This is a genomic window from Ornithinibacter aureus (genome assembly GCF_009858245.1).
GTDB classification, from domain to species: Bacteria; Actinomycetota; Actinomycetes; order Actinomycetales; family Dermatophilaceae; genus Fodinibacter; species Fodinibacter aureus.
In genome coordinates this window covers 1,663,713-1,688,560 of sequence record NZ_VMSB01000001.1, presented here as the reverse complement: position 1 = coordinate 1,688,560, position 24,848 = coordinate 1,663,713, and the positions used below count along the sequence as shown (strand labels likewise).

Annotated in this window: 27 protein-coding genes and 2 pseudogenes; 17 read left to right on the top strand and 12 right to left on the bottom strand. The window is 66.9% G+C overall.

Annotation, left to right across the window (positions count from 1 at the left end; all coding sequences use genetic code 11):
• Positions 1-3 precede the first annotated feature (3 nt).
• Together C8E84_RS07985 and C8E84_RS07980 are read left to right on the top strand one after the other, a co-directional pair.
• Positions 4-420: a PIN domain-containing protein gene (locus C8E84_RS07985; protein ID WP_246196846.1), complete on the top strand. Its 417-nt coding sequence runs from the start codon at positions 4-6 to the stop codon at positions 418-420.
• 187 nt (positions 421-607) lie between these two features.
• The gene (locus C8E84_RS07980; protein ID WP_159901063.1) at positions 608-1,222 is read left to right on the top strand and encodes a recombinase family protein; all 615 of its coding nucleotides are present in this window, start codon (positions 608-610) and stop codon (positions 1,220-1,222) included.
• A 276-nt stretch (positions 1,223-1,498) separates the two neighbouring features.
• Here the strand turns inward: C8E84_RS07980 and C8E84_RS07975 are convergent, their stop codons facing one another.
• Both C8E84_RS07975 and C8E84_RS18525 read right to left on the bottom strand, forming a co-directional pair.
• Positions 1,499-1,888 (bottom strand): VOC family protein, encoded by a 390-nt coding sequence (locus tag C8E84_RS07975; RefSeq protein WP_159901061.1) that lies wholly within the window; start codon positions 1,886-1,888, stop codon positions 1,499-1,501.
• A gap of 175 nt (positions 1,889-2,063) precedes the next feature.
• Positions 2,064-2,357 (bottom strand): protein-tyrosine phosphatase family protein, encoded by a 294-nt coding sequence (locus tag C8E84_RS18525; protein WP_425495950.1) that lies wholly within the window; start codon positions 2,355-2,357, stop codon positions 2,064-2,066.
• Between the two features lie 215 nt (positions 2,358-2,572).
• On the opposite strand from C8E84_RS18525, the gene C8E84_RS07970 reads away from it, so the two are divergent.
• Positions 2,573-3,376, top strand: a complete 804-nt coding sequence (locus tag C8E84_RS07970; RefSeq protein ID WP_159901059.1) for an AAC(3) family N-acetyltransferase — start codon at positions 2,573-2,575, stop codon at positions 3,374-3,376.
• Positions 3,377-3,581: 205 nt separating this feature from the next.
• Here C8E84_RS07970 and C8E84_RS07965 read toward each other — a convergent pair whose 3' ends face one another.
• Both C8E84_RS07965 and C8E84_RS07960 read right to left on the bottom strand, forming a co-directional pair.
• Positions 3,582-5,144 (bottom strand): hypothetical protein, encoded by a 1,563-nt coding sequence (locus C8E84_RS07965; protein WP_159901057.1) that lies wholly within the window; start codon positions 5,142-5,144, stop codon positions 3,582-3,584.
• Entirely contained in the window at positions 5,113-5,763 is a 651-nt protein-coding gene (locus C8E84_RS07960) for a hypothetical protein (protein ID WP_159901055.1), read from the bottom strand. Before C8E84_RS07960 ends, C8E84_RS07965 begins: the two co-directional genes overlap by 32 nt.
• A gap of 338 nt (positions 5,764-6,101) precedes the next feature.
• Between C8E84_RS07960 and C8E84_RS07955 the strand changes: the two genes are divergently transcribed.
• Positions 6,102-6,806: a TIGR02391 family protein gene (locus C8E84_RS07955; protein WP_159901053.1), complete on the top strand. Its 705-nt coding sequence runs from the start codon at positions 6,102-6,104 to the stop codon at positions 6,804-6,806.
• A gap of 125 nt (positions 6,807-6,931) precedes the next feature.
• Here the strand turns inward: C8E84_RS07955 and C8E84_RS07950 are convergent, their stop codons facing one another.
• The 5 genes and pseudogenes from C8E84_RS07950 to C8E84_RS07930 form a co-directional block, all read right to left on the bottom strand.
• On the bottom strand, positions 6,932-7,351 hold the full coding sequence (locus C8E84_RS07950) for a hypothetical protein (RefSeq protein ID WP_159901051.1): 420 nt from the start codon (positions 7,349-7,351) through the stop codon (positions 6,932-6,934).
• Between the two features lie 13 nt (positions 7,352-7,364).
• Positions 7,365-8,018 (bottom strand): annotated as a pseudogene (locus tag C8E84_RS07945) (serine hydrolase domain-containing protein); the annotation flags it as partial.
• 19 nt (positions 8,019-8,037) lie between these two features.
• A pseudogene (locus C8E84_RS07940) lies at positions 8,038-9,346 on the bottom strand (ISL3 family transposase).
• A gap of 80 nt (positions 9,347-9,426) precedes the next feature.
• Positions 9,427-9,645, bottom strand: a complete 219-nt coding sequence (locus C8E84_RS07935; protein ID WP_159901049.1) for a serine hydrolase — start codon at positions 9,643-9,645, stop codon at positions 9,427-9,429.
• Positions 9,642-10,358 carry a TetR/AcrR family transcriptional regulator gene (locus tag C8E84_RS07930; protein ID WP_012834364.1) on the bottom strand — a complete coding sequence of 239 codons (717 nt, stop codon included), beginning with the start codon at positions 10,356-10,358 and terminating at the stop codon, positions 9,642-9,644. The genes C8E84_RS07935 and C8E84_RS07930 overlap by 4 nt, the downstream gene beginning before the upstream one ends.
• A gap of 85 nt (positions 10,359-10,443) precedes the next feature.
• Between C8E84_RS07930 and C8E84_RS07925 the strand changes: the two genes are divergently transcribed.
• The 6 genes from C8E84_RS07925 to C8E84_RS07900 all read left to right on the top strand — a co-directional run bounded on the left by C8E84_RS07925 (position 10,444) and on the right by C8E84_RS07900 (position 15,812).
• Positions 10,444-10,728: a PQ-loop domain-containing transporter gene (locus tag C8E84_RS07925; protein WP_012834365.1), complete on the top strand. Its 285-nt coding sequence runs from the start codon at positions 10,444-10,446 to the stop codon at positions 10,726-10,728.
• Positions 10,728-12,140 carry an FAD-binding oxidoreductase gene (locus C8E84_RS07920; RefSeq protein WP_159901047.1) on the top strand — a complete coding sequence of 471 codons (1,413 nt, stop codon included), beginning with the start codon at positions 10,728-10,730 and terminating at the stop codon, positions 12,138-12,140. The genes C8E84_RS07925 and C8E84_RS07920 overlap by 1 nt, the downstream gene beginning before the upstream one ends.
• Complete coding sequence (locus tag C8E84_RS07915; RefSeq protein WP_159901045.1) at positions 12,137-13,024, top strand: NAD(P)H-binding protein; 888 nt, start codon at positions 12,137-12,139, stop codon at positions 13,022-13,024. Before C8E84_RS07920 ends, C8E84_RS07915 begins: the two co-directional genes overlap by 4 nt.
• The gene (locus C8E84_RS07910) at positions 13,021-13,989 is read left to right on the top strand and encodes a hypothetical protein (protein ID WP_159901043.1); all 969 of its coding nucleotides are present in this window, start codon (positions 13,021-13,023) and stop codon (positions 13,987-13,989) included. Before C8E84_RS07915 ends, C8E84_RS07910 begins: the two co-directional genes overlap by 4 nt.
• Entirely contained in the window at positions 13,986-14,336 is a 351-nt protein-coding gene (locus tag C8E84_RS07905) for a hypothetical protein (RefSeq protein ID WP_159901041.1), read from the top strand. The genes C8E84_RS07910 and C8E84_RS07905 overlap by 4 nt, the downstream gene beginning before the upstream one ends.
• Before the next feature lie 813 nt (positions 14,337-15,149).
• Positions 15,150-15,812 (top strand): hypothetical protein, encoded by a 663-nt coding sequence (locus C8E84_RS07900; RefSeq protein WP_159901040.1) that lies wholly within the window; start codon positions 15,150-15,152, stop codon positions 15,810-15,812.
• 439 nt (positions 15,813-16,251) lie between these two features.
• Here C8E84_RS07900 and C8E84_RS07895 read toward each other — a convergent pair whose 3' ends face one another.
• Both C8E84_RS07895 and C8E84_RS07890 read right to left on the bottom strand, forming a co-directional pair.
• Complete coding sequence (locus C8E84_RS07895) at positions 16,252-16,914, bottom strand: hypothetical protein (RefSeq protein ID WP_159901038.1); 663 nt, start codon at positions 16,912-16,914, stop codon at positions 16,252-16,254.
• Between the two features lie 118 nt (positions 16,915-17,032).
• The gene (locus C8E84_RS07890) at positions 17,033-17,626 is read right to left on the bottom strand and encodes a transcriptional regulator (RefSeq protein WP_246196845.1); all 594 of its coding nucleotides are present in this window, start codon (positions 17,624-17,626) and stop codon (positions 17,033-17,035) included.
• 424 nt (positions 17,627-18,050) lie between these two features.
• On the opposite strand from C8E84_RS07890, the gene C8E84_RS07885 reads away from it, so the two are divergent.
• Positions 18,051-18,329: a hypothetical protein gene (locus C8E84_RS07885; protein WP_159901034.1), complete on the top strand. Its 279-nt coding sequence runs from the start codon at positions 18,051-18,053 to the stop codon at positions 18,327-18,329.
• A 68-nt stretch (positions 18,330-18,397) separates the two neighbouring features.
• Here C8E84_RS07885 and C8E84_RS07880 read toward each other — a convergent pair whose 3' ends face one another.
• Positions 18,398-19,261 (bottom strand): DUF1963 domain-containing protein, encoded by an 864-nt coding sequence (locus tag C8E84_RS07880; RefSeq protein WP_159901032.1) that lies wholly within the window; start codon positions 19,259-19,261, stop codon positions 18,398-18,400.
• A gap of 314 nt (positions 19,262-19,575) precedes the next feature.
• On the opposite strand from C8E84_RS07880, the gene C8E84_RS07875 reads away from it, so the two are divergent.
• The 6 genes from C8E84_RS07875 to C8E84_RS18520 all read left to right on the top strand — a co-directional run bounded on the left by C8E84_RS07875 (position 19,576) and on the right by C8E84_RS18520 (position 24,753).
• Positions 19,576-20,880: an ISL3 family transposase gene (locus C8E84_RS07875; protein WP_159901030.1), complete on the top strand. Its 1,305-nt coding sequence runs from the start codon at positions 19,576-19,578 to the stop codon at positions 20,878-20,880.
• Positions 20,881-21,371: 491 nt separating this feature from the next.
• The gene (locus C8E84_RS07870) at positions 21,372-21,779 is read left to right on the top strand and encodes a hypothetical protein (protein WP_159901028.1); all 408 of its coding nucleotides are present in this window, start codon (positions 21,372-21,374) and stop codon (positions 21,777-21,779) included.
• A 120-nt stretch (positions 21,780-21,899) separates the two neighbouring features.
• On the top strand, positions 21,900-22,262 hold the full coding sequence (locus tag C8E84_RS07865; protein WP_159901026.1) for a hypothetical protein: 363 nt from the start codon (positions 21,900-21,902) through the stop codon (positions 22,260-22,262).
• 306 nt (positions 22,263-22,568) lie between these two features.
• Positions 22,569-23,786: an IS110 family RNA-guided transposase gene (locus tag C8E84_RS07860; protein ID WP_159901024.1), complete on the top strand. Its 1,218-nt coding sequence runs from the start codon at positions 22,569-22,571 to the stop codon at positions 23,784-23,786.
• A 267-nt stretch (positions 23,787-24,053) separates the two neighbouring features.
• Positions 24,054-24,395, top strand: a complete 342-nt coding sequence (locus C8E84_RS07855; protein ID WP_159901022.1) for a histone-like nucleoid-structuring protein Lsr2 — start codon at positions 24,054-24,056, stop codon at positions 24,393-24,395.
• A gap of 193 nt (positions 24,396-24,588) precedes the next feature.
• Entirely contained in the window at positions 24,589-24,753 is a 165-nt protein-coding gene (locus C8E84_RS18520; RefSeq protein ID WP_159901020.1) for a LuxR C-terminal-related transcriptional regulator, read from the top strand.
• Positions 24,754-24,848: the final 95 nt, after the last annotated feature.

Sequence of the window (24,848 nt, the reverse complement as noted above, 5' to 3'; positions counted from 1 at the left end):
CTCTTGGACACTAACGTGGCGTCCGCGTTGCGGGTCCGAGGACGCAACCGACCAGTCGAGGTCTGGGCAGCATCGGTTCCCGTCGGTGACCAGTTCGTCTCAGCATTCACCATCGCGGAGATCGAGCGTGGAGTGATTGCCAAAGAGCGATCCGACAACGAGCAAGGAGCCCTCCTGCGTCGCTGGCTCGAGGAGAATGTCCTGCCCACTTTTGCCGATCGGGTGCTGCCGTTCGACCTGTCGGCGGCCCGGATCCTCGCGACCTATCGGGTTCCCGAGCACGCACCCTTCGACGACGCCCTCATAGCCGCCGTCGCGGAAGCCGCCGGAATGACCATCGCGACACGCAACACCAAACACTTCGAACCCCTCGGCGTCTCGTGCCTCAATCCATGGGACGCGACCCCGCCCATCGTCTGAGCCACCCATGAGTACTGGGCGTCGACGGCGGCCACGAGCGGGACACACGGCCGAGGCGGTGTCGCGTGCCTGGCGGCCTTGCACCTGAAGGCGTGCTCAGCGCTGACTGGTGCAGTCGGGACATTGCCCGATGCTCGGGCCGGACCACAGCCCGTGGCCCGGCCGGGCCAACCCTTTGAGGTGCGCCATGAACGCCCTGCTTGTCGGGTACGCCCGATGCTCCACCGATCAACAAGACCTCACCGCGCAACGCGACGGTCTCCTTGCCCTCGGCGTCGAGGTCGACCGTATCTACGTCGACCATGGCCTGACCGGCACCAACCGCGAACGGCCCGGACTTCGTGAGGCACTCGCCGCGTGCCGCGCAGGAGACACGCTCGTGGTCACGAAGCTCGACCGTTTGGCCAGATCGCTACCCGATGCGCGGGCAATTGCCGACGAGCTGACCACAAGGGAGATCAGCCTCAGCCTCGGCGGGTCGGTCTATGACCCCACCGACGCTGTCGGACGGCTGCTGTTCAACGTTCTGGCCATGGTGGCCGAGTTCGAGTCCGACCTCATCCGGCTCCGCACAGTGGAGGGGATGAAGGTCGCGAAGGCCAAGGGCCGGTTGAAGGGCAAGCAGCCCAAGCTCAGCCGCAAGCAGGAAGCGCACCTGGTCTCGCTGGTACACAGCGGCGAGTACAGCACCTTAGAGGTCGCCGAACTCTTCGGCGTCGGACGATCCACCGTCTACCGGGCAATCGAGCGGCAGCGCACCGCGGCGAAGGCCGAACTCGCTGACACCTCGGCACGACGCTGACCTCGCGCGTTGTCGGCGTCCCGCAACCGACACCCTCGCGGGACGTCGACCAGCGAAGCTCCATCGAAGCCGACCGCGGGGCTCCGCGTCCCGACAACGGTTCTGCTTGTGGAACGCCCGGGACTTCAACCTAGCCAGGCGCTCGAGTCGGCTACGAGGTGTGCCACCCCGAGCTGTCACCGGCCAAGGACCCTCGGCGTGGGCTGCTCTCTGCCAACGAGCAACTACCGCTGCGACGTAGACCGATCGTGCAGTCCGCCGGCTTCCTGTGGCGAATCAGCCCGCCGTGGCGACTTTCCACAGGTGGCCATCGGGGTCGGCGAAGTAGCCCTCGTAGCCGCCCCACTCCAACGTTGTGGGCTGCTTGACCACCGTGCCGCCCGCGTTCACGGCGCGCTTCATCGTCTCGTTGACGACACCTCGGGAGTCGGCCGTGAAATGCAGCGAGACACCGCGATAACCGGTGCCTTCGGGATCGACTCCTGCGTCCACAGCCGAGGCGCCCCATTCGTAGAGCGCCAAGTCGGACGATCCTTCACTAGTGCGGCATCTGACGAACCCTGGGTAGTCCTGGCGGACCTCACAGCCCAAGCCCTCGACGTAGAACCGCTTGGCACGGTCAACGTCTCGAACTGCGAGCATCACGACGCTGATCTGGATCGACATGCTGTCTCCTCTGTAGGGGAACCATAGGGATCATGCTTGACCCTTGGAGCCCTCCGCCAGATCTCCCAGCTGCATTCTGGCGAATAGCAGAATCCGGGCTCGGGTACCGCCCGACCGAATCGACACGCCTGAACCGGGCGGCCGAGAATGTCCGGAAGGGGGCATAACCCGACGGCTATCGCCCCTCGCTGGGGAATCGCGCGACGTAGCGTCGCTGCCACGGTGTCTCAACTGCCCTTGCGTCGTAGTGTTCGCGAACGAAGTCGACGGCCTCATCGGCGGAGACGCCGTCGAGCACCGCGATGCAAGCGAGGGCGGTACCCGTCCGGCCACGCCCTCCGCCACACGCGATCTCGACTCGTTCCCACCCGGCCCGTCGCCAGGCTTCGCCGAACGCGTTTCGAGCGGCACGCTTGTCGGTCGGCAACCAGAAGTCCGGCCAGCGAATCCACCGCTGCTCCCAACCCATGGGCACTGGAGGCCGTCCGAGCAGATACAGCCCGAAGTCCGGAGGCGCAACATCGAGCGTCGGTCGCCGTAGTCCGCGACCCCGGATGAGTCGCCCAGACGGCAGACGCAGCACGCCTGCACCCGACGGGTCCCACGCTCTAGCCACCGTCTCAGCGTAGGCACACAGGCTGCGACCGTCCCGTGTGCCGACCCACCTGGGGAATACTCGACCTGGTGAACTCCGTCGACAGGATTGCGGCTGACCTCGGTCATCTGGGCATCGCCTCGGGAGATGTCGTGATGGTGCACGCGTCGCTGCGGGCGATCGGCCCGGTCGAGGAGGGGGCGGTCGGTGTCGTGCGGGCACTGGAGCGGGCCGTCGGCTCGACCGGCACGCTGCTCTTTCTCCTCGGCGCGCGCGACGATCTCAGCTGGGTAAATGCCCGGCCCGAGCCAGAACGGGCCGACCTGCTGGCAGCTGCCGCCCCCTTCGACAAGGACGCCACCCCGGCCGACCCCGAGGTGGGCGTGCTCGCCGAGGTGTTCCGGCAGTTGCCCGGAACGGTGGTCAACGACCATCCCGACGCGCGGTTCGGGGCCCGTGGCCGGCAGGCTCGCGCCCTGCTCGCAGAGCCGCTGCCGTGGGATGACTACTACGGTCGCGGCTCGATCCTCGAACGCTTCGTTCGCGCCCGCGGCAAGGTTCTGCGGCTGGGGGCCGACTCGAACACCGTGACGTTGTTGCATCTGGCGGAGAACCGGGTGGACCTTCCCACCAAGCGCCGAGTCCTGCGTCATCACAAGGTGCTCACCTCGTCCGGGACCCCTCGCATCCGAACGGTCACCTGTCTCGACGACACCGACGGCATCCTCGACTGGCCGGGCGAGGACTACTTCACGACCATCTTGCAAGACTACCTGCATCACCGGGCTGCCCGCCTCGGGACGGTCGGTGCCGCGCATAGCGAGCTGATCGAGGCCGGTGACCTGCTCGACCACGCCGTGGCCTGGATGCACGCACACTTCTCCCCGGACTGAGCCTCCGCGGTTCGCCGGGGAACGCATTGCGGCCACCGTCGGGCGGACAACCTGGGAGACGAGCAGAGATCTCCGCATGGGGATCCGCTTTCGGGACGTCTCGGGCTCCGCCGCGAGTTTGCCCCACACCGCCCACATAGGGCGTCATCGTTCGGCCCCTCGCACTCGGCCAGTTCGCCGATGAGAGGCCGCCTCGGAATCGCTGCTACGAAGGCGCTTCGTTGACCGACGCGGGCAGACTCTGTGCAGTAGCGAGGCCGGCCCAGCCCCCTGGATAGTGTCTCGACCGGCACGCCGCCGTCAGAAGCAAGGCGGTCACCGCGTCGACGGGCGGTTGTGCCCGCTCCGCCTCGACCTGCGCTTCGAAGGGCAGGAAGTCCACACGCGGCACGGGCCAGACCTGTTCGCCGCCCCTCGTCCACTGCGCGGTCGCTTCGTCAGCGGCAGTCGCCTCGGGAACGATCCTCAAGGCGGCAATGCTTTCCCGGACGGCCTCAAAGAGGGCCCTTGCATCTAGAAAGAGGGCAAGGTCGAGCACCGCAGTAGCAAGGTAACTGGCCGGGCGGCGATCGAGCGTTGTGCTTGAAAGGGAGCCACCAAGCAGGCGCGCTGCGGTCACCTCCTCGTCCTCGCCCAACCCTGCCAAGCCCAGTCCGGACATTGCCTCGTCATGTCGGTCGAGCACCCACTTTGCGACACGGCGCAGATACTCGACCGCCCCGTCATGGTCGTAGGTACTGAGAAGCAGCGTCGTCGCAATGACGGACGACGCGAAAAGATCGCTGACAGGCCTAGCCGCTCCGGGCAGCTGGGCGAGGAGCCTGAGCGTCCGCTGAAAGGCTTCCACGCCTGCCGAGTCGCCCTGCTCCCGCGCGACAGCAAGGCCCAGAGCCACGGCCTCCGCGGCGCGGCAGCAAATCACCGGGTAAGTGAGCAAAGCCGGCTCGCTTCGCAGATATCGAGCCACATCGAGCGGGTCGTCTAGAAGCGGGTCCATCTGGTCGCGCACCTGGCTTGCCAGGCTGCAAACGAGACGCCGAGCCGCCTGTTGAAGCCCTTCGGGGGCGAGCGCATCTTGCTCCGCGCACCGGACGAGCTGCAGTGCAACACTCATCGCGAGGTCCAGGCGGCGAACCCGAAGAAGTGTATTGACGAGGATTGCCGACTCGATCGTCGCCCGAAGGCTGCTTCCCTCCTTGGCCAGCCAGCGCCTCCCATACGACTCAATGCGGCGGTCGTTGACGCCCTTATCGAGGATGCTGGTGACCATCTTCAGGAGGTCGACTTCAAGGGCTCCCCCGGCTACGCCAACCGTCGGGTCGTCCAGCATCCAATCAATCAGATCCGAATTCTCCCAGATCTCGACGAGAGCATCTCCGCGGGCGGCTGCCGCCTTCCGGTACTCCGCGGCGTCTGCCGGGGCGGCACCTTTCAAGCGGCCAGTTGTGACGAGCACCGCCACGCGCGGCAAATTGGGGTCAAAGGAAGGGTGCCCGATGGTGTTGTACTGGCACTCGTCGAGCTGTGGTCGAACGCCACGCCATTCGGGCATGCCAATGTCTCCGGCCTTGGACTGGATTAGGTACTGGTGCACCTCACCGGTCTCCGGATCAACCCGCTTCGCCAGGACGTCCTTCCCGAACTCAAAAGCTCCATGAATGAAGTGCACGTCCTTGAAACCTCGGGCGTCGAGGAGGGCCAATAGCGGGCCGTCAAACTCTCGTTCGGTCAGGGTGTCAAGGTAGATCCGGACGACGTCTCGAAGCATGCCACTCCTCCCGTCGACGCTCTAGAACCGCATTCATGCGGGCCTCCTGCTCGGCCGTGGGCTCCCTGTCCCGCAACTTGGCCGCCTGCTCGGGATGTAGAACGACGGTTAGGTCTGGCTTGCCGTCCTCATCGAAGGACATCTCGATCGTCTCCATAGCCTCAATGAGAACGTCGAAGAAGTCTCTTCCCCCCGCATCGATGACGTTCCCCGTCTCGTCGGTCACGTCCGACAGTAGGTCAAACAACCCCCGAACCATCTGCGTCCCTGTGTCGTCAGCCAAGCCGTATAGGTCCGCCAGAAACTGGTCGATCTGGAAGTCGACCACGTCCTGTATGGACACCGTCCACTCATGCCTGACCGTCACCGGCCGATAGAGCGAAGAGGCCTCCTTGGGAGGGACTTCTCCTGCGGCGAGTGGAGCAGGACCGCGATCGGCGAGTTCGGTTCTAGGGATTTGGGCCAAGAGCGGGTGCAAGGCGCGCTGGAGTTCGCCGACTGCTCCCCACAACCAGCGAATGCCGCCGATCGAGTATTCCGTCGGCGCGAGCCACGGCTCGCGGTCGGCCGCATCGAGACCCTCGTCGCTCGCCTCAGCGCCCCCGTCGACCGCCTCCATGGGAGCCATCCTGCTCCATGACCTGCGGAAATGCCCGTCCAACGGTGAATTCAAGTCCTGCGGGTAGAGCAGCCCCGAGCTCTGGCTGGTAGGAAACCGCCACTTGCGCGGACCATCTCGCTCGTCATGGCCGCGGAACCCACGGACGCTACAGGTGCTCGCTTTCGGCGGGACGGGCAGGAGCGCCGGTCGTGGCCAGGACTGGCATGAGGCCAACTTGGCTCGAGCTGCGTCATAGCGCCGTCAGCCGGTGCCGATGGCGGGGCACCTCCTGATCCCGTCAGACCCTCGGCCCTTCCAACAGCTCAGTGTCGCCGGCTCGCCTTACGGTGGCCGACATGGCGCTCTCTTACGAAGACGTTCGAAATTTGCCCTTGCCCGATCTGAGCTTGCGTTTGCTGCAGTCGCTGGGCGCTGAACCCAACTTCAACAACCTCATCCAGGGATTCAGGCAGCGCGGCGGCTACGGCGACCCGGGACCAGCTGACCTTGCCGAGCTGCTGTGTCGGCTATCGGATGCTTGGGCCTGGCTTGAGGCCCACGCACTAATCGGCCCGTCTGCTAAGAACCCACCGGGCGAATGGCAACGGGTGACCTCGGCCGGCGCTGAGGTCTTGAACGACCCAGCCGCGGTGGCCAAGGTGTGGGCTGCGGGTCGTTTGGCTGGCGACCTTCATCCGGCTCTCGCGTCGGCTCGGTCGAATTTCGCCCTTGGTGACTACGAGACAGCGTCGTTCGCTGCCATGAAGGCGGTTGAGGTGGAGGTGCGCAGAGTGGCCGGCCTGCCGAATGAACTACTTGGCGTCGCGCTGATGCGGAAGGCGTTCAGTCCGAAGGACGGGCTACTTCGTGACCCCGAAGCGGAGGGGGGCGAGCAGCAAGCCACTGCTGACCTCTTCGCGGGAGCCATCGGCGCGTACAAAAACCCGGCCAGTCACCGGACTGTTCAGTTCGACGACCCGATGGAGGCTGCCGAAGTCATTCAGTTGGCGGACCTCCTCCTACGCATAGTCGAACGAGCCGAGAATCGCCTTCGGGCATAGAACTGCGACCGTGCATCCTCCCGCCGGTGGTCAAGGCCTCTCTGGCGACTCCATCGGGCGGCAGTCCCTGAATACTCATGGCGCGTCGCAGCGCCGCCAACGCTCGATGCCTGGGGCTCTGCTCGTCACTGGGCGGGGTTCCAGTCATCCACACGCCGAAGAAGTTCCGAGGCCAGACTCAGCCACCCGTCGGGGGCGACGCCGCCGTCGATGCTCGCCGCCACCTCCTCAGGAACGACCCCGTCGGGCCACTCCCTGAACGCACGGATGACAAAGTCTGACCCCTCGCGCTCCCAGTAAAGGTGATGTGAGTGCTTGCCCCCGTCCGCATGCGTAAGAGCGATGTAGCCGTTGAGTCCTTTCGCTATGTCAGTGGAGACCTGACGGAACTGGGACTTGTTTGGGTCAGCCCACCGGCGCCATGCCCCCTCGAATGCGAATGACAATCCCACGCCGGACGGCATGCGCTCCCGGCCGCACATCAGGATTCCCAGTGCGGCGCCTTCGGATACAGCGTTCCTTTGTCTCGACGGTGTGATGGCCATCAGCGAAGGCTACCTAGGAACTTGAGAGTCGGTGGGGCGGGGTCCCAGCAAGCTGCGTCTCATCGCCGCGTGTCATCTCGGCGACCGCCTCGGTGGAGACGATGGCTCCTGCGCGCAGCGCGCGCCAGAGGGCCGCCAGGTCGGCGGCCGTGGTGGAGAGCCCGCCGTCGCCGCTGCCCCGCACCGGGAGGTGCAGCACATTCGTGCTCAGCCCCGGATCGAGATAGCCCAGCGCTGCCCGACCGGGGAGTTCGTCGGAGGGCAGAAACGCGGTGTCGGTTATGCCGGGGGGCCGACATAACCGCTCCATGACCAGGTCCTGGAAGACGACACCCGTCGCGCGCTCGGCCAGCAGCGCGAGCACGACGTACCCGGGGTTGCTGTACGCGAAGCGTTCGCCCGGGGTGAACTTCTGCTTCTGCCCGCCGAGGACCACGAGGTAGTCCTCGATCGTCGCCAGCCCGTGCGGAGAGACTGCGAGGGTGTACTCGTTCAGGTCGCCGACCTGCTCCTCGTCCAGGTAGTCGCCTATGCCCGACCCATGTCGAAGCAGGTGATGCATGGTCACGGCGTCGTCCACCAGGGGCAGATCGTTCCCGAGCAGTGGTCGCGCGGTGGTGTCGAGTGTGAGCTCGCCACTCTGGACGAGGCTCATCACCGTCAGCGCGGTGAAGCTCTTCGGGCCCTCACAGTTGAGGGTGTAGCCGCGGCCTGAATCCGCCTGATTCGAGCAGGCACCGGGCGATGTAGTTGGTGAGGTTGCGGAACCCGAGGGCGGAGCCGCGTAGGTGCTCGAGCCGTCCGTTGATGGCCTCGGTGGGGCCGTTGCTGGTGCCGGGTCGGTGGAAGTAGGCGAGCACGTCGGCGGCTCGCTTCTTCAGTGTCCGGCCGAGCGTGATGATCTCGGTCAAGGCTGCAGGGACGCCGGTGCTGACTGCCTCGATCAGGGTGCGCATCAGCTCGTGCCCTTGGCTGCGGTCCTCGTGTCGGTAGGCGGAGATCATCTTCTGGTAGATGCCCCAGGTCGCTTCGACCTCGGCGTGAGCGTCGGCCGTGAACAAGGCGGTGAGGCGATCGCGTTGTCTGTCGGTGAGGAGGTCAGCGCCGGTGTGCAGGGTCCGCCTGGCCCGGTAGAGCGGGTCGTCCTTGCGGCCGCGGTGACCGTGGATGGACTGCTGGACCCGGTGCCGGCACTTGTCCAGTGCGTCCCCGGCCAAGCGCACCACGTGAAAGGGATCCATCACCGTGACCGCGTCGGGCAGCTCCTTGGTGGTGGCGGTCTTGAACCCGGTGAACCCGTCCATCGCGACGACCGCAACGGCCTCGCGCCAGGCTTGTGGGCGGCCGGCGAGCCAGGTCTTGAACGCGGCCTTGGAGCGGCCCTCGACCAGGTCCAGCAGCCTCGCTGGGCCGGTGCCGTCACGGATGCCGGTGAGGTCGATGATGACCGTGACGTACTTGTCGCCGGCGCGGGTGTGGCGCCACACGTGCTCGTCGACGCCGATCGCGCTCACCCCGTCGTACCGGGCCGGGTCGTCGATCAAGGCACGCTTGCCCTCGGCCAGGACGGCGTCGTTGGCGGTGTTCCACGCGACCGCGAGCCCTGCGGCGACCCGTGCCACCGTGAGGTGCTTGAGCACGATCGCCTCCAGAGCCCACCGCAGCCCACGCCGTGACAACTTCGCCCGCGGCTCCGCCGCCTTGGTGGTGTCCTGACGCCACACGTGGCCGCAGTGCGGACATCGGTAGTGGCGGACCGTCACCACCAGCGTCGTCGGGCGCCACCCCAGCGGCTCGTGCGCCAACTCCCGGGGTGACCATGTCCCTGGGCGCGCCCTCGCAGCCACACCGTCGACACCACTGGTCAGGCTCGACCACCCGACACGCCAGGACCGCACGGTCAGGCTCCAGCCGCTGCCCCACCGCCTCCAGGCCCAGCTCGTCAAGGCGGGCGAACGTGGTCAGGTCAGGGCAAGCGAAGGTAGCGTCAGGCACGTCTAGGTCTTCCAGATGGTCAGTGTGAGAACTTCCATCCTGCGAAGGCCTCGACGCCTACCCCCGCACCGACGCGCCGATCACCCCGAAGTCAGCTCATACACCCTCAACTGTGAAGAGCCGCTCTTCGTGCCGCTGGCGATGCCGAACAGGGTGTCAGGGCCGTTGGGGATTCCCAGGTCGCGCCGGGCCATGCCGTAGCCGCGGCTGACGGCCGGCGCTCCCTCGCGGTCGACACGGATCACCCCGGAGAAGCGCACGTCCGCAGCGATCTCGTCGAGTGCACTTTCCAGACTCACGACCTCACCCCTGTCCTGCCATCCACACCGTCCGTGCCGTGTACAGAGTCGGGCGCCTGACCGGTCAGCGTGGAGATGAGGTGATCTCCGACCCACTGCTCGGCCTGGTCCCAGCTCCACGAGCGGCCGCGGACGAGCAGCGCCCAGAACTCGGGCGACATGGCCATCCAGACCAGGTCGACGGCCTGGGCCTGCCCGAGCGTGGGGGACAAGGGGGTTACTGATTGCAGGTCGCGGACGATGCCTCGGGCGCCGAACAGCCGCTCGGCATCAGCCGTGGCTACGAGCTCGCGCAACTGATCGTCGCCGTCGCCGGCCGTGACGGCGGCCACCAGCTGGCTGTAGATGGGCAGCACCCGCTCTGCGACCGTGCGCATCAGACCCGCGTAGCCGCGAAGCTTTGCCGCCGGGTCGAGCTCCTCGAGCACCGCAACGAACTCGGGCCGGTGCCGGAAGGCGACCTCGGCCTGGTCACCGACCAGGGCAATGTCGTAGGCCCGCTTCACCAGGTCGGCCTTGGTCGCGCAGATCTTGTAGAGCATCGCACTCGAGATGCCTGCCTCACGGGCCACCTCCGCCATGGTCATCGCGGCCCACCCCTTGCTCGTCAACAGGTCCCTAGCCGCGGCGACGACTCGTTGCTGGGTGCGTTCGGCCTGGGCGCGGCGCTGGGGGCTGTGGTAGTCGCGCCGGGGGTTCTGGGACGTCGCCATCGGATCACCGACTTTCTATTGGGTTGACACAGACTCTACCAGTATCTACATTGGGTGGAGTCACTTTCTATCGAAAGGGGGGTCCATGACGCTCACCACCGCATTCGGCGCCTTCTCGGCCGCGCTGTTCGCGCTGAGCCAGGTCCCCACCCTGTTCAAGGCCGTGCGCACTCGTGACCTGGCGTCGTACAGCCTGACCAGCCTGGTGATGGCCAACGTCGGCAACCTCCTCTATTCGGTGTACGTGATCAGCCTGCCGGCGGGACCCATCTGGTTCCTGCACGGCTTCTCCTTCGTGATCACCGCCCTCATGCTCGGGCTCCGCATCGCCTACCCCACCCGCACCCTCACTTCAGTCCAGGAGGATTGATGTCTCAACGCACCCACAACCACGTCGGTCACCACCGGCTGACGCCCGGCACCCAGGAGCATGCCGCGGCGACGTCGGCATGGAACCGGCTTACGGTCCACCGGCCTGCCGCCGTGTTCGCCCCCGCCGACGTCCACGACGTCGCCCACGCGGTGCGCTGGGCGGTTCGAGAGGAGCTGGGGGTGGCCGTGATGGCGACCGGTCACGGAGTCGCCGGTGTCGGCGAACACGGTGTCTTGATCAACACGGCCTCGCTTCGCTCGGTCTGCATCGATGCAGCGCGACGCACCGCCACGGTCGGGGCGGGAGCACATTGGTCAGACGTCCTCCCGGCGTGCGCACCCCACGGTCTCGTCGGAATCTGCGGGTCCAGCTCGCAGGTCGGCGTCGTCGGCTTCACCCAGGGAGGCGGCTTCGGCTGGCTCAGCCGGAGCCTCGGCTTCGCCTCGAGCTCGGTGCGCGGCGCGGAACTGGTCACCGCGTCGGGCCGGGTCAGGACGCTGCGCCGAGACCGTGACGACGACCTCGACCTGCTGTGGGGGGTGGCGGGCGGCGCCGGCAACTTCGGAGTCGTCACCAGCCTGACCCTGGACCTGCACCCGATCCGCGGGGTGTACGCGGGCAGCCTTTACTACCCCGTCGACCGGGCGAGCGAGGTGATCGCAACGTACGCCAGCTGGTCGGCCTCGCTGCCCGCGGATGCCATGAGCGCGCTTGCGCTGAGCGGATTGCCGGACGCGCCGAGTGTGCCGGAGCCGTTCCGGGGTCGTCGCTTCGTCGTAGCCCGCGGCTGCTTCCCCGACCTGGCAGCCGGCGAGGACCACGTGCACGAACTGCGTCGCCAGCTCGGCGACCCCGACATTGACACCTGGACGAAGCGAGCGGCCACCGATCTCGACGGGGTCAGCCTCGACCCCACCAGCCCGCTGCCGTTCGTCCAGCGCGGAGAGTCACTGACCGACATCACCGACGAGGTGACTTCGACACTGCAAGAACACGTCATCCCGGACCTCGGCACCTCGCTGGTGATGTGCGAGATGCGGCAACTCGGCGGCGCAATGGATACCTCACCTCGCGGCCCGCACCCGATGGCGGACACCAGCGCCCGGTTCAGCATCAACTGCATCGGCGTGGCCCCCACGCCCGACGCCGTGGCCGCGGTGCGCACAACCCAGGAGCGGATCTTCACCAGCCTGCGCCTGCACCTAACCGGGGACACCTACCTCAACTTCCTCGACGGCGACGCCACACCGGAACGAGTCCGCGCCGCCTACACCCCGCAGGACTGGGAGCGCTTGGTCGCTCTCAAGAACGAGCACGACCCCCACAACGTGCTCCGGTTCAACCGCAACATCCCTCCACACGCACCCTCCTCGATCCCATCCATCCATCAGAACGGAGCACCCTCATGAAAACCATCCTCGTCACCAGCGCAACCGGAACCATCGGCCGACATGTCGTCCCCGCGTTAGCCCGCCATGGGCACCGACCCCTCGCCTTCGGGCGAGACCCACAACGACTCGCGGCGACCCATCCGGGAATCCAGGCCAGAGTCGGCGACTTCGGCGACCCCGAGACCCTGCGGGCCGCCATGGCAGGGGTCGACAGCGTGTTCCTGGCCAGCCCCAACACACCAGATCAGGTCCAGCACGAATGCGCCGTCATCGACGCCGCCGCCGCGTGCGGCGTCAGGCGGATCGTCAAGCTCTCCGCCCGCGGCGCGGACGAGACCTCCCCGGTCGCGTTCTGGCAATGGCACGCCGCCATCGAGTCCCACCTCGAGCGCAGCGGCGTACCGTACGTTGCGCTGCGGCCGGGCTTCTCCATGGCCAATGTGCTCGGGCATGCCGACCAGGTCCGCGACCACGACATCTTGCCGGCACCCGCCCTCGCCGCCCCCGTCGCCATGGTGCATCCAGCCGACGTCGCCGAGGTCGCGGCGCACCTGCTCGCCACCGACCCGTTCCCCACCGAGCGTGTCCTCGAACTCACCGGACCTCAGGCCGTCACCTTCACCCAGCTGGCCGAACTGCTCACCGATGTTGCCGCACGCCCCATCGCCTACGCCAGCGGGACCGACGACCAGGTGCGGCAGTCACTGGATCAAAGAGGAGTCCCCGCATTCGTGACCGATCAGATCCTCGCCATCTTCGACCAGCTCCGGACAGGAGCCCAGGCGGCGACCACCTCGGCGGTCACCGACGTGCTCGGAAGGCCGGCACGCCCTGTGGGTGCGTTCCTCGCCGAGAACGCCGCCGCCTTCAAACCAGCACGTCAGACCCGGAGCGCATCATGACCACCCCTGCAGACGCAGCAACCTCGCAGCCAGTGATCCAGGCCAGCGCACCCGGTGGACGCGCTCCGGACATCCTGCGGCGGCTGCTGGCCGTCGTGGCCCCCATCCCGATGATGGCAATGGGCACGTTCTACCTGATTAGCCCATTCCCCGGTGACGCGCCGCTTCCGGAGCAGGTCGCCGTCGCAACTCAGGACCCGGGCCGCATCCACCTGATGGAGTGGCTCACCGTCCCCTTCATGTCCCTCCTTCTCCCCGCCGTCGCTGCTGTCATCTGGGTGTCATATCGAGGGGCACCGCGATTGACCACCGCAGCAGCCGTGGTGGCCGGCGGTGGACTGCTGGTCGGTCTGACCAACCTGCAAGGCCCGGTGTTCCCAGCGGCACTCATCGTGGAGAAACACATTCCTGTCGACCCCGTCGTCCAGCTTGAGGCGGCGATCGAGGACCACCCGATCATGCTGCTCGCCGGCCTGTCCTTCATCATCGGGATCACCTTCGGGCTGCTCCTGCTTGGTTTGGCCCTGTGGCGCAGCCACGCGGCGCCAGCCTGGGCGGGGATGAGCCTGGCCCTGGGCGGGGATGAGCCTGGCCCTGGGCGGGTTCACTCACCCGTTCATGCCTGGCCCCGTCGCGGCCGGAATCGGGTTGTGGGTCGCTGCCCTCGGCTTCGCCGGCGCTGGCGTGGCGCTATGGCGCCGAGACCGCTCGCGCTGATGGCCACCCTCTCACATCGGAGACCGCTACACCGAGGCTCCGCTGCCAAAACGGTGCAGGGTCGCCACGCCGCCGAGCCCAGACGTGACGACCTCGAGCATCGCCCCACCGGCACAGCCCCCGATCCTGCCGCCGTCGCAGGCCGACTACGCCGAACCTTCCACCTCACTCCCGCACAACACCCAGCCGCGGTCGGGCTCGGAAACGAGCACCGCGCGATTCCGCCCGTCAAGAAAGTTCTCCCGTGAACATCATCTTCACCCTCGCGTCGTCCTTCGCGCTCGGCTACTTCATCAAGCAGCGTGGTCTGGCGATCCTCACCTATCTCGCACTAGACGCGACCGTCTTCGCCTACCAGACGCTCGCCGTTCTCCTCGAGTGGCTTGGACCCCAACAAGGCTTCGAAGGAGAGGCATTCGGCCCCAAACCGCACGGCTTTCCCGTCCAGTTCAGCCCCCACGAACTCGCTGGCTACGGCGTGGTGAACCTACTCGTCATCACCGCTGGCGTCGGTCTGGTGGTGCTGGGAAGCCACCTCGCGCGCCGCCGCGTCCGGACCCGCCCGGCGCCACAGCGACTTGAACCGGCAGCATGAGCACCAGCCGGCCCGCCGCCGCGCTCCGCTCGGACTCCACAGGCGAGATCAGGCACGGCAGGACACCAGTCATCACGGCTCCTCCTCGAGTGGATCGACGAGGCCAACCATGCCGCGCCAGTGACCGAGAAGATCACCTACATATCAAGCATGAGCGGAAACATCGAGGCGCGGCTCATCGCCGCGTGCGGGTTGGCGGAGATGATGTTGCACCGTTAGGAACCCGGACCCGGAGCAACCTCAACGAGGTCGCCATGGATGGACCTTGAGCGTAGGCAGGTCGCCGGGACGCCTTGGAGGAGTGCCGCCACCCCAGCGTCATCCACGATGCAGATGTGGTTTCCCCAGCACCGTTGGTTTTCCACGTACACCAGATTCTGGCTGCGAACATTCACTGGTTGTCCGCCTCGAGCGCGCACCATGGCGAACAACCGAGTGCGGAGGACATGCTCTCCGGCGATCCTGCTCTTGCCGGTGAACAGGACCCACTTGGTCCCTGAGGGTCGTCACCACTCCAACGCAGGGCGCCCTTCCGGGGCGAGAAGACATGTGGACAGCGTGTCAGACGGCCTCAGCTTGCCGCCAATGCCTCCGGTGAATCTCAGGTCACGGATAGGGATGCAGGACCGGTGCATCCACTGGCGACCCAGCCACTTGGTGCCTCCAGCGACTCCTCCGGTCGAAACTAATCAAGCCCCGACGCATTAGTTTCGAGCGACGCTTAGCCCAATAGAGATTGGGTGGCCAACGAGCGTCCTGTGCTGTTCAGATGGTGCCAATGGCCCGCAGGGGCCCTGGACAGGAGACACGCAGATGACATCACGACCCGCCCTGGTCTACGCCACGGCCGCCCACCGCGGGGACGTCGACCACTACCTGCGCGACAACCACATGTACCGCTGGGACGACCTCACCGAGTACGACGCGCACCTCGACCTGCCCCCGGTGCAGCGACCCGTCCTGCGACGCCTGCTCTGGCTCGCGGAGGCTGCCTGCCGCCAAATCGACGGTGGAGAAGCGGAAGCGCCCTCCGACGTCGTCATCGATGACCTGTCCAGCCTGGGATCCGACCGGGCTTCCCAGGTGGCTGTCATCGGGGCCCTCTTTGACTTCGACCTACGAATTCACCTCGCCTATGCCGAGCTTCCTCAGCGATGGTACTTCGACCAGCGCGAAGCCCTGAAGGACGAACGCGTCGACGACCTGTCGCGCCGGCTGCAGGAACTCGACTCGATGTATGACGCCGTCGCGGCCAAGCGACCCGAGTTGACCAGAGGCTTGGCATGGTTCCTGCCCAGCAGCTTAACCCGTAGCGCCGCTGACACGACTGCTCGCCTCCAGACCCTGATGGGTGACCTCGGGCTCAGCCCAACCCAGGCGGCTGAACAGCTGAGCGTCGAGGGCTACCCCAACCGCCACGGGCGCGTGCGCTGGTACACCAAGGCCGCCCGAGACGCCTTCGAGGCCGGCCGATGAATCCCCGCCACGCCCGTCAAGCGCGTGCACTCGCCCGCCTCGTTGACGATGCCGACGTCACCCTCAGCGCACACTGCCAAGATCGAGCCACGGAACTTGGATACAGCCTCGATGACTTGCTGCGCTGCGTCATTCAGCCCGAGCAGACCTACTCCTGCCACCCGCGCTACGGACCTGGGCGCCGGATGTACCAGCGCGGTCCTGTCTCACTCGTCGTGCACGAGCAGACACGCACGGCCATCACCGTGCTGTTGCGCACCACCAGAATCTGGTCCCACGGCGTCGACACTCGTCGAACCGTGGTCGGGTGACCCAAGACCCCGTTGCTGAGTTTGATCACGACTCGTCGTACGCTCGCCATGACGTGCGTCTCTACGCCGCCTGACGTCCCGAGTCCTATGGTGCGCTAACCGTCGCCGCTCGAGCCTTGGGGCCGCGGTCAAAGGGTTCCCATGTGTCCCGTCAGGACCACCGATCCAACGTCAGGGTGAGCGCCGGCGGCGAGGACATGCGCGCGGACGTGGCCGACGCCGTGACGAGCGAGCACGTCCACGACAGCAGCATGCGTGACCATGAGTTCTTGGGCGATGGCGTCATCGGACAACTGCGTATCGGGTGTTCTCGGTGTATTTCTGAGCAGTCGAGGGTAGGCGTACATTTCGGGTCGCGACATCCAGCGCCAGTGCGTCTTGAAGACCAGAAACAGCCTCAACCCCGACGGACTGCGTACGAGCTTCGAAACATCGCCAGCCACCTGCGGATCGAACCAATCAGCAAACCGGGGTGCCAACGCGTCCGCAGCCGTGACCACCTTGGCCTCGACCGCCGCAAGCAATTGACCGCTCGGGAGGTCCTGGAGGATGAGGTCCGTCCGTGCCACCCCCAGGGACGCCTCTCGACGGGCAAGGTGACCCGCCGACGCACCCGTGCGGTTCAAAGACCCACGGAGCGCGTCCGTGGCCTCCGCTTCAGGCTTCCGCAGGCACATCGCCACCAAGTCCTCGCCGGGGCGCTGGGCCAGGCTGGTCGCCAAGGCTGCCTGGACGAGCTCATAGAGATGATGGGTGCCTGGGCCGCTGAGGTCTACGGCTTCCGTCGGCATGCTGGCACCATACTCGTGGCGACGCTCCTGACGCCTTGACACGCGCCACCTCGTGCCGGTCGTTGCTCTCTGGCGCCAGAGGAGCGTCTCTGCGCCGCGTAGATCGACCTCGGTGGGGCTATGTCTCGTGGCCGCGGTCGATGCCCAGGGTAGCGAGGAGGTCCTCGTGCAGTTGCATCCACACCGCGTGGCAGGAGTCGATGCCGACACCATCAACCCATCGGGCCTCGCCGCGTACGGCCTGGTCGAGCGCCAGGTCGAAGCGATCCGAGTATCCGCCGAATCGTGCCAGGACGGCCGTGAGCTCAGTCTCCAACGGCCTCAGCCGTCGTCCGAGGGATCCCAGCACCTCCAGGACACGGTCGTCCCAGCTGTGGTCGGTGTGGTCGTTGGCGGCCATTGGCACGCCCGGCAACGGCCGGATCTGCCATCGGGTGACGGTCTCCTGGAAGCGTCCGTTCAGTGGGAGGAACCTTTCGTGGACCGCTGCCACGGCGGTCCGTGCGCCGGCGGTGTCCACCTCGAGAGCCAGTCGTCGCTCGCCCTCGGCTCGGCCGCGTTCGGTGAGTGACCACCCACTGGTGCCACCGAACTCGGAGCGAGTGACCCACCCCAGAGCCTCCATGTCGAGCAGACGTTCCGTGGACTCGTGGAGGTCCTGCTGGAACCGACGCGCTACCCTGCGGACATCCGCGAATCCCAGCAGCCTCACCGCGTGCAGGGTGAGGCTGTCGGGACCGGACTTAGCGAAAGACACATCGGCATCGTGCCAGCCCCGCTGTTGTGCGGCGGGCTGGGCCGCTCGGTACGAGTGTCGACCTGCGTCTCTTCGCCGCGAGTTGGGCGGTCAGTTCTGGATCGGCAGTCTGCGCCCAAAGGGAGCGGCGTCGCCGCCTGGCTTCCGCAGGCAGACGTGCCCGTTGCGCCCAGGGAGCGCGGCGTGTGGCGATCCTCGATCCTGTCCGTGCCGCGCAGGTTTGTGGGCTCGCCCAACGTTCCCGGCCACTTGCTACGTCACACCGGAAGTTGGGAGCCACCCGGCGATCGTCTTCCGCGGCCTCGACGTCCTGACGCTCGATGGGGTGACTGCCTTGCTCGGGGCGTGGCTTGGAAATCGCAGCGCCTATCTTTAGGGGATGGACGAACAGACTCGTGCAACTGCAGTGTGGAACCGAGCCACGGACTTCATGGCCGGCGAGGTCCCTTCGAGCGCGGGAGCTGGTGACCGGTATCTCGTGGACGCCCTGACGGTGGACGGCGCGATCCAGGCCAATGGCGTCTCGCAGGCGCTTGAGACCGTTGACGTGCCTCGGGGGATCGAGGCGTTTGGCTGGTTTGACCTCACTGCCGTTGCGGATCTGCTGATCGAGGCCGAGACGGCGCTGGCGGCCGATCACGGACGGCCTAGCGGATGAGGAGATCAGCAGCCGGTACTACGCCTTGGACACCGAGGCTCTCCTGACCCAGGCACTCGAGCGGCGACTCAAGACGGATCCTGAAGCGTTCCTTCCTGTCTGAGGATGCACCAGGCGGCTTCGAAGTGTCGCGCGTTCAAGTCCTCGTTGCGCATCCATACTTCGAGGGTCGTCTCCTCGCCCAGCCATTCGGCGAAAGGCGGTGTGAGCGAAGCGATGAGTCGGTGCGGATTCGCCTCGCTTGCTGGAAGGATACGGTCGAGCACGGGTTGCAGGGCCTCTTGGCCGAATCTGGAGTGACCGTAGAGGTATGTCATTCTCCGATCCGGTCCACCGGAAGGGGTGAGCCGCCAGGCCTCGTCGAGCTGTCGCCAGGCGGTGTCTGAGGCACAGGAGTACGGGGGATCTGCCGCGGCCGGCACCGTGAAGCCGGAGTGGGCCAGGGCGCACACGACCTCCGGCGGCTGGGAGGCCGGAGCCGACAACAGCTCCCGGGACTCGCTCTGGCTGTATCTGATCGCCCACGACCGCTGATCGGCGGCGCCGGCGCCGTCGGCGACACCATCGTGGAAGACCGAGAGGGTGCCCTGGCGCGGCAGGCCCTCGCGAAGCGCCCGGCCCCATGTCTCCTTGGAGGGAGCATCCAACGCCGCATCCACGGCTGTAAGGTCCAAGGTGATGACGTGCAGGAGCGGCGATCCGACCGCATTGGTAGGCCATGGCGTCACACCGGCCGGAGCGGGTCCACCCCACCAGCACACCGAGGCCCCACTGGGCCAGAAGTCCTCGAGCTCGGCTGTCCCGACGCTGAACGACTCGGTCGAGATCACCGGTGCGTACGTGACGGTGTCGGCGAGTGGCTCGCCGCCTGTGATGTCGGCGGCGAGCCACTCCCGGACAGCCTGCGGGCTGCCAGGTGATGCAGGAATCATCAGATGTTCACTCCGCACCTGCGCAACAGGTCGACGCCGATTCGATGCTGCACGGAGTAGGACTGCTGCCCGACCCATTGACGCATCGTCTGGCTCGAGGATGCCGCGACTCCGAACTCGCGGACACCCTTCCTTGCCATCCAGGAGTTGAGGCACTTCTGATGCACCTGAGTGGGAATCTGGACGAGGTTGCGAGGGTTATGGGGCTCTTCACAGTTGAGGGTGTAGGGCTGGGCGGCGCGTCGGTACCGGGGTAGGCGCCGAGGCCTCCCGAGGATAGAAGTTCTGACACTGCCCACCTGGAAGACCTCGACGTGCCTGACGCTACCTTCACCAGCCCTGATTTGACCACGTTCGCCCGCCTTGACGAGCTCGGCCTCGAGGCGGTGGGGCAGCGGGTGGAGCCTGACCGGGCGGTCATCGCGTGCAGGGTCGTGGAGCCGGACCAGTGGTGCCGGCGCTGCGGCTGCGAGGGCGCCCCGCGGGACACGGTTACCAGGGAGTTGGCGCACGAACCGTTCGGGTGGCGCCCCACCACGCTGGTGCTCACGATCCGCCGGTATCGGTGTGCGCACTGCGGACACGTGTGGCGCCAAGACACCACCGCCGCGGCGGAGCCGCGGTCCAAGCTCTCGCGGCGTGGGCTGCGGTGGGCTTTGGAGGCGATCGTGTTGGCGCACCTGACGGTGGCCCGGGTCGCTGAAGGGCTGGCGGTCGCGTGGGACACCGCCAACGACGCCGTCCTGGCCGAGGGCAAACGCGCCCTGATCGACGACCCGGCCCGGTTCGACGGCGTCAGCGCGATCGGCGTCGACGAGCACGTGTGGCGCCACACCCGGGCCGGTGACAAGTACGTCACCGTGATCATCGACCTCACCGGGATCCGTGACGGCACCGGCCCAGCCCGGCTGCTCGACATGGTCGAGGGCCGCTCCAAGGCGGCGTTCAAGACCTGGCTCGCGCACCGCCCCCAAGCGTGGCGTGACGCTGTGGAGGTGGTCGCGATGGACGGGTTCAAGACCGCCACCGCCGAGGAACTACCCGACGCGGTCACCGTCATGGATCCCTTTCACGTCGTGCGCTTGGCCGGGGACGCCCTGGACACCTGCCGGCGCCGCGTCCAACAAGACCTGCACGGCCACCGCGGCCGCAAGAGCGACCCGCTCTACCGGGCCCGGCGGACCCTGCACACCGGCGCTGACCTGCTCACCGACACACAGGCCGAGCGGCTCACCGCCCTGTTCACGCCAGACGAGCACGTGCAGGTCGAGGCGACCTGGGGCATCTACCAGAGAATGATCGCCGCCTACCGGCACGAAGACCGCGCGACAGGACGCGAGCTGATGGTCAAGCTCATCGACTCCGTCAGCACCGGTGTGCCCGCCGCGCTGGTCGAGGTCACCAAACTCGGCCGGACCCTGAAGACCCGAGCCGCTGACGTCCTGGCCTTCTTCGACCGCCCCGGCACCAGCAACGGACCCACCGAAGCCATCAACGGACGACTCGAACACCTACGCGGCTCCGCCCTCGGGTTCCGCAACCTCACCAACTACATCGCCAGATGCCTCCTCGAATCCGGCGGCTTCAGACCCCAACTCCTACACCCTCGATTGGGATGAGCCGGTTATGCAGGCAAACGTAGAACCGGCCGACACGTGGTGTACATGGCCCGATGGAGCCATGGTCAGGCCGGGCGACGTGCTGTACTCCGTGACCTCGCTCCGGACCGGCGCACCTCGTCGTGACCGCGTTGGGGTGGGCGAGCACGCGCCTCGCGCTCGTGCCAGACGACCGCGTGAACTTGGAGGCGGACCTTTCAATCGAACAGGTCTTCGGAGATTGAGACCCCTCCGTTCCAGTCGAGACTGCCGCTTGAACGCCGCTCACCGCCGTGGGTGATCCCACCGACGCCGCACACCGTAGGCTCTCTCCCCGTTGTCCAGCAACCAATACCAGCACCATGACCGATGGGTCGACTGGAATGAAAGAAGAGCCGATGAACCGCAGTACCTCAACCCTCGCAGTAGTGGGCGTTTTCGTGGCCATCAGCGGATGCGCGGGAGGCGGTGACCCAGTCGAAAGTCCAGCAAGTCCGACGTCGAGTTCCATCATGGCTTCCCCCACAGGTACTGCGGCCTGGACGATGGAGGACGCCGGCCGGGAGTACCTTGCGATGGTTGAGCCGAGCAATGCCGCGAACGCGAAGCTGCGCACCGTGTCCGGGCGGGAGGGAGCGACCCTTAAGGAGGTGACCGCGGCGTGTCGACAGGCTGCTGACGCCGTCAACCAGCTGGTGGCTGACCTCCAAGCAGGGAGATGGCCGGAGGAGGTCAAGGCGGACGCTGCGGCCCTCTCGGTTGCACTTCGCGAGAACGCCGCCGGCAACGAGCTCTGCGCGGACGCGTCGGACGTCTCGGGCATCGAGAAGGGCTTCCAGAAGTCGGCCGGCTCCGGTGTCTCCGAGGCCGCAGCCGCTCTCAGGGCCGCAGTCGGCCTCGCCCCTGCACCGGCCCAGTGACGCCCTCGGTGGCGAGCTGCACGGGTCCGTGCCCCGGACCCACCCCGAAACAGCGCACCACCACAACCGGGAAACGGGGGCGCCCAGGAGGCCGATCACCCAGCGCCGGCGCGGTCGGGGTTGGTTCCCGCTGCTCGGCGCGACAACTACACCCCGCAACTGGCGGAGCACCTCGCCGAGCTCTCGACCGCCGGCGTCGACGCCGAGGCCCTGCTGCGCACCGCCATCGGGCCCGGGGTGCCCCTTCCCGACGACCACGCCGCCTCAGCCCTGTGGTGGCGCATCCAACGACACCTTCCCGACCCCAACGACCCTGACGCGCCCAACCCACCCGAATGGTCGGCGCCGCAAGAACCACTGGCGGTCCCGGAGCCGCGCACCGGCCGCGAGGACACCCGCGACCCACGCGACCGCCCCGACCGCGCCCGTCGCAACATCCCAGTCCGCCGTCCCCAGCCTCGAGGGCCCGGGATGGCGCGATGACCCACCACGCGCATGCTTCCTCCCCTGGCTGCGCCAGGTCGTGGCCGGACGGATCTGCCGTCCCTTGTCCACACACGCCGCTCTGCGGGCTTTAGCCTCGATCCGTAAGTTGGTGGGTGGCCCGGGAGGGTCGGATGTGGCTGAGCCTTGATCGTCCTTGGTGGCTCCGGTGGATTGGCCGTCCGACCCTTCGGGGCGCCCTGACTGCTGATTGAGATGTGCGTTCTGGTCGCTGTTTACGGATCCGTCGGCGGGGTGTTCTTCGGGCCATCAGGTTGGTCCAACCCCGTGCGGAGGAGGGAAGCGGTGGGAGCAGAACAGGTCGCCCATGGCTGGGCAGGTATCGACGTCGGCAAGGGGCACCACTGGGTGTGCCTGATCGACGAGGCGGGCTCGACCCTGTGGTCGAGCAAGGTCGTCAACGACGAGGCGGCGATCCTGGACGCGATCGCCGAAGTGTTGGCGCGAGCACAGCAGGTGTCGTGGGCGGTGGACATCACTGGCACCAGCAGCGCCCTGCTGCTGGCCCTGTTGAGCGCCCATGGGCAGGCTGCGACGTACGTGCCGGGACGAACGGTCAACCAGATGTCGACCGCGTACGCGGGGGAGGCCAAGACTGATGCCCGCGACGCGTACGTCATCGCAGAGACGGTGCGGCTGCGTGGTGACCTCACACCCGTGGACGTCCCGGCGACGTTGGTGGCCGAGCTGCGGCTGCTGGTCACCCACCGCACAGACCTCGTCGCCGACCGGGTCCGGATGATCAACCGTCTGCGGGACGTGCTCAGCGGCTACTTCCCCTCTCTGGAGCGGGAATTCGACTACGCGACCAGTCGCGGAGCGGTGGTCCTGTTGACCGGCTACCAGGCACCAGCCGCGATCCGGGCACGTGGCCGTGCTCGCCTGACGACGTGGCTGCGGGCCCGCAAGGTCCGAAGCGCCGAGCAGATCGCGACGGCCGCGGTCAAGGCCGCCAACGCGCAACACACCACCGTCCCCGGCCAGGACGTCGCGGCGAGCATCGTCGCGGAGTTCGCCACCGCCCTGCTCGAGCTCGACCAGCGCATCCGCGTCCTGGACGCTCGGATCGGTGACACCTTCCACGCCCACCCCCAGGCACAGATCATCGAGTCGATGCCCGGCATCGGCACGATCCTGGGCGCCGAGCTCATCGCGGCCGCCGGCGACCTGTCCCGCTATGTCGACGCCGGACACCTCGCCTCAGCGGCCGGGCTGGTCCCCGTCCCGCGCGACTCGGGTCGTCGCACCGGGAACCTGCACCGCCCGATGCGCTACTCACGCAAGCTCCGCCGGGTGTTCTACCTGTCCGCGCAAACCTCGATGATGCGCGAGGGTCCCAACCGCGACTTCTACCTCAAGAAGCGCGGACAAGGCCACGGACACGTCCAAGCGCTCATCGCCCTCGCCCGCCGCCGCGTCGACGTCCTGTGGGCACTGCTACGCGACAACCGAGTCTTCGAACTCACCCCGCCCACTCGCGAAAAGCTGCCCCAAACCGTTTGACAACATGGGACTGCTGCACCGATAGGTGACGCAGTCCCTCATCGTCCCTGTTCTCGCAGAATGCGGCTCTCGGTTCCGGAAACGTGAACCGATCATCATCGTGAGTCCTCGCGCTTGTAAAGGCTGGTTTCTGGATGGCACGTTCTTATCCGACCATCAGCCGTGGAACGCCGAGACGTTCTGTGATGGGCGTTGTGCACTGACGGTCGAATCCATCGTCTCGGCGTGTACCGTGCTTTGGATCATCTTCAACAACGAGGAGCAAGTATGGCGAAGCGTGTGATTGAGCAACTTGTCAGCGATCTGAGCGGCAAGGACATCAAGGACGGCGAGGGTGAGACGGTCAAGTTCAGCATCGGCTCGACCTCGTATCAGATGGATCTGACCGAAGCAGAGGCCGGTCAGTTCTACGCCGCCGTCAAGAAGTACACCGACGTTGCGACCAACACCGGCGGTCGCGGTGCGCGCTCTGGTGGTGGCTCCAAGAACAAGTCCGACCGCAACCAGACTCAGGCGATCCGTACCTGGGCACGTGAGAACGGCCGTGTGGTCAGCGACCGCGGCCGGATCAGCCAGGACGTTCAGGACGCGTACAACGCTGCGCACTGAACCCCTGCAGCACAAGGCCCCCTCCCGAAGCTGAGAGGGCCTTGTCAGTGGCGGCAGTTCTCGCGGGCGGTGCGGCACCCGGCGGTGCGGGGTTCAGCGACGTTCCCAGCCAGGTTCCCGAGCAGGCCTCCTCCTCCCGCGCACGCCGGACCGCACCGTATGTGGTGGGCACTCTCACGAGCGAGGGCTGGCGGTGTTGGCCTACCTTCCACACAGGATCAAGCACCGGGACATCGCCGCCGAGCTAGACATCACCCTGAACACCCTCAGGACCCACCTGGCAAGCATCTACCGCAAGCTGGGTGTCACGGACCGCGACGACGCAGCCACCCGAGCCACCGAAACGGGACTGCTCTGATCTGAGCTGGCGCGCCCCTGACAGGGCCTCGCCTCCTTCGAGGCTCGCGCACACCCCGCTAGGTCGTGGTGTTGTCGCCCGCAGCAGGGCGAGGC

Excerpts from the sequence above, each read along its gene's own strand:
- C8E84_RS18525 (WP_425495950.1), bottom strand. The coding sequence starts at position 2,357 with ATGGGTTGGGAGCAGCGGTGGATTCGCTGGCCGGACTTCTGGTTGCCG.
- C8E84_RS07870 (WP_159901028.1), top strand. The coding sequence starts at position 21,372 with ATGGCTTCCCCCACAGGTACTGCGGCCTGGACGATGGAGGACGCCGGC.
- C8E84_RS07955 (WP_159901053.1), top strand. The coding sequence starts at position 6,102 with ATGGCGCTCTCTTACGAAGACGTTCGAAATTTGCCCTTGCCCGATCTG.
- C8E84_RS07975 (WP_159901061.1), bottom strand. The coding sequence starts at position 1,888 with ATGTCGATCCAGATCAGCGTCGTGATGCTCGCAGTTCGAGACGTTGAC.
- C8E84_RS07965 (WP_159901057.1), bottom strand. The coding sequence starts at position 5,144 with ATGCTTCGAGACGTCGTCCGGATCTACCTTGACACCCTGACCGAACGA.
- C8E84_RS07930 (WP_012834364.1), bottom strand. The coding sequence starts at position 10,358 with ATGGCGACGTCCCAGAACCCCCGGCGCGACTACCACAGCCCCCAGCGC.
- C8E84_RS07925 (WP_012834365.1), top strand. The coding sequence starts at position 10,444 with ATGACGCTCACCACCGCATTCGGCGCCTTCTCGGCCGCGCTGTTCGCG.
- C8E84_RS07900 (WP_159901040.1), top strand. The coding sequence starts at position 15,150 with ATGACATCACGACCCGCCCTGGTCTACGCCACGGCCGCCCACCGCGGG.
- C8E84_RS07950 (WP_159901051.1), bottom strand. The coding sequence starts at position 7,351 with ATGGCCATCACACCGTCGAGACAAAGGAACGCTGTATCCGAAGGCGCC.
- C8E84_RS07915 (WP_159901045.1), top strand. The coding sequence starts at position 12,137 with ATGAAAACCATCCTCGTCACCAGCGCAACCGGAACCATCGGCCGACAT.
- C8E84_RS07880 (WP_159901032.1), bottom strand. The coding sequence starts at position 19,261 with ATGATTCCTGCATCACCTGGCAGCCCGCAGGCTGTCCGGGAGTGGCTC.
- C8E84_RS07960 (WP_159901055.1), bottom strand. The coding sequence starts at position 5,763 with ATGGAGGCGGTCGACGGGGGCGCTGAGGCGAGCGACGAGGGTCTCGAT.
- C8E84_RS07885 (WP_159901034.1), top strand. The coding sequence starts at position 18,051 with ATGGACGAACAGACTCGTGCAACTGCAGTGTGGAACCGAGCCACGGAC.
- C8E84_RS07980 (WP_159901063.1), top strand. The coding sequence starts at position 608 with ATGAACGCCCTGCTTGTCGGGTACGCCCGATGCTCCACCGATCAACAA.
- C8E84_RS07895 (WP_159901038.1), bottom strand. The coding sequence starts at position 16,914 with ATGCCGACGGAAGCCGTAGACCTCAGCGGCCCAGGCACCCATCATCTC.
- C8E84_RS07920 (WP_159901047.1), top strand. The coding sequence starts at position 10,728 with ATGTCTCAACGCACCCACAACCACGTCGGTCACCACCGGCTGACGCCC.
- C8E84_RS07855 (WP_159901022.1), top strand. The coding sequence starts at position 24,054 with ATGGCGAAGCGTGTGATTGAGCAACTTGTCAGCGATCTGAGCGGCAAG.
- C8E84_RS07910 (WP_159901043.1), top strand. The coding sequence starts at position 13,021 with ATGACCACCCCTGCAGACGCAGCAACCTCGCAGCCAGTGATCCAGGCC.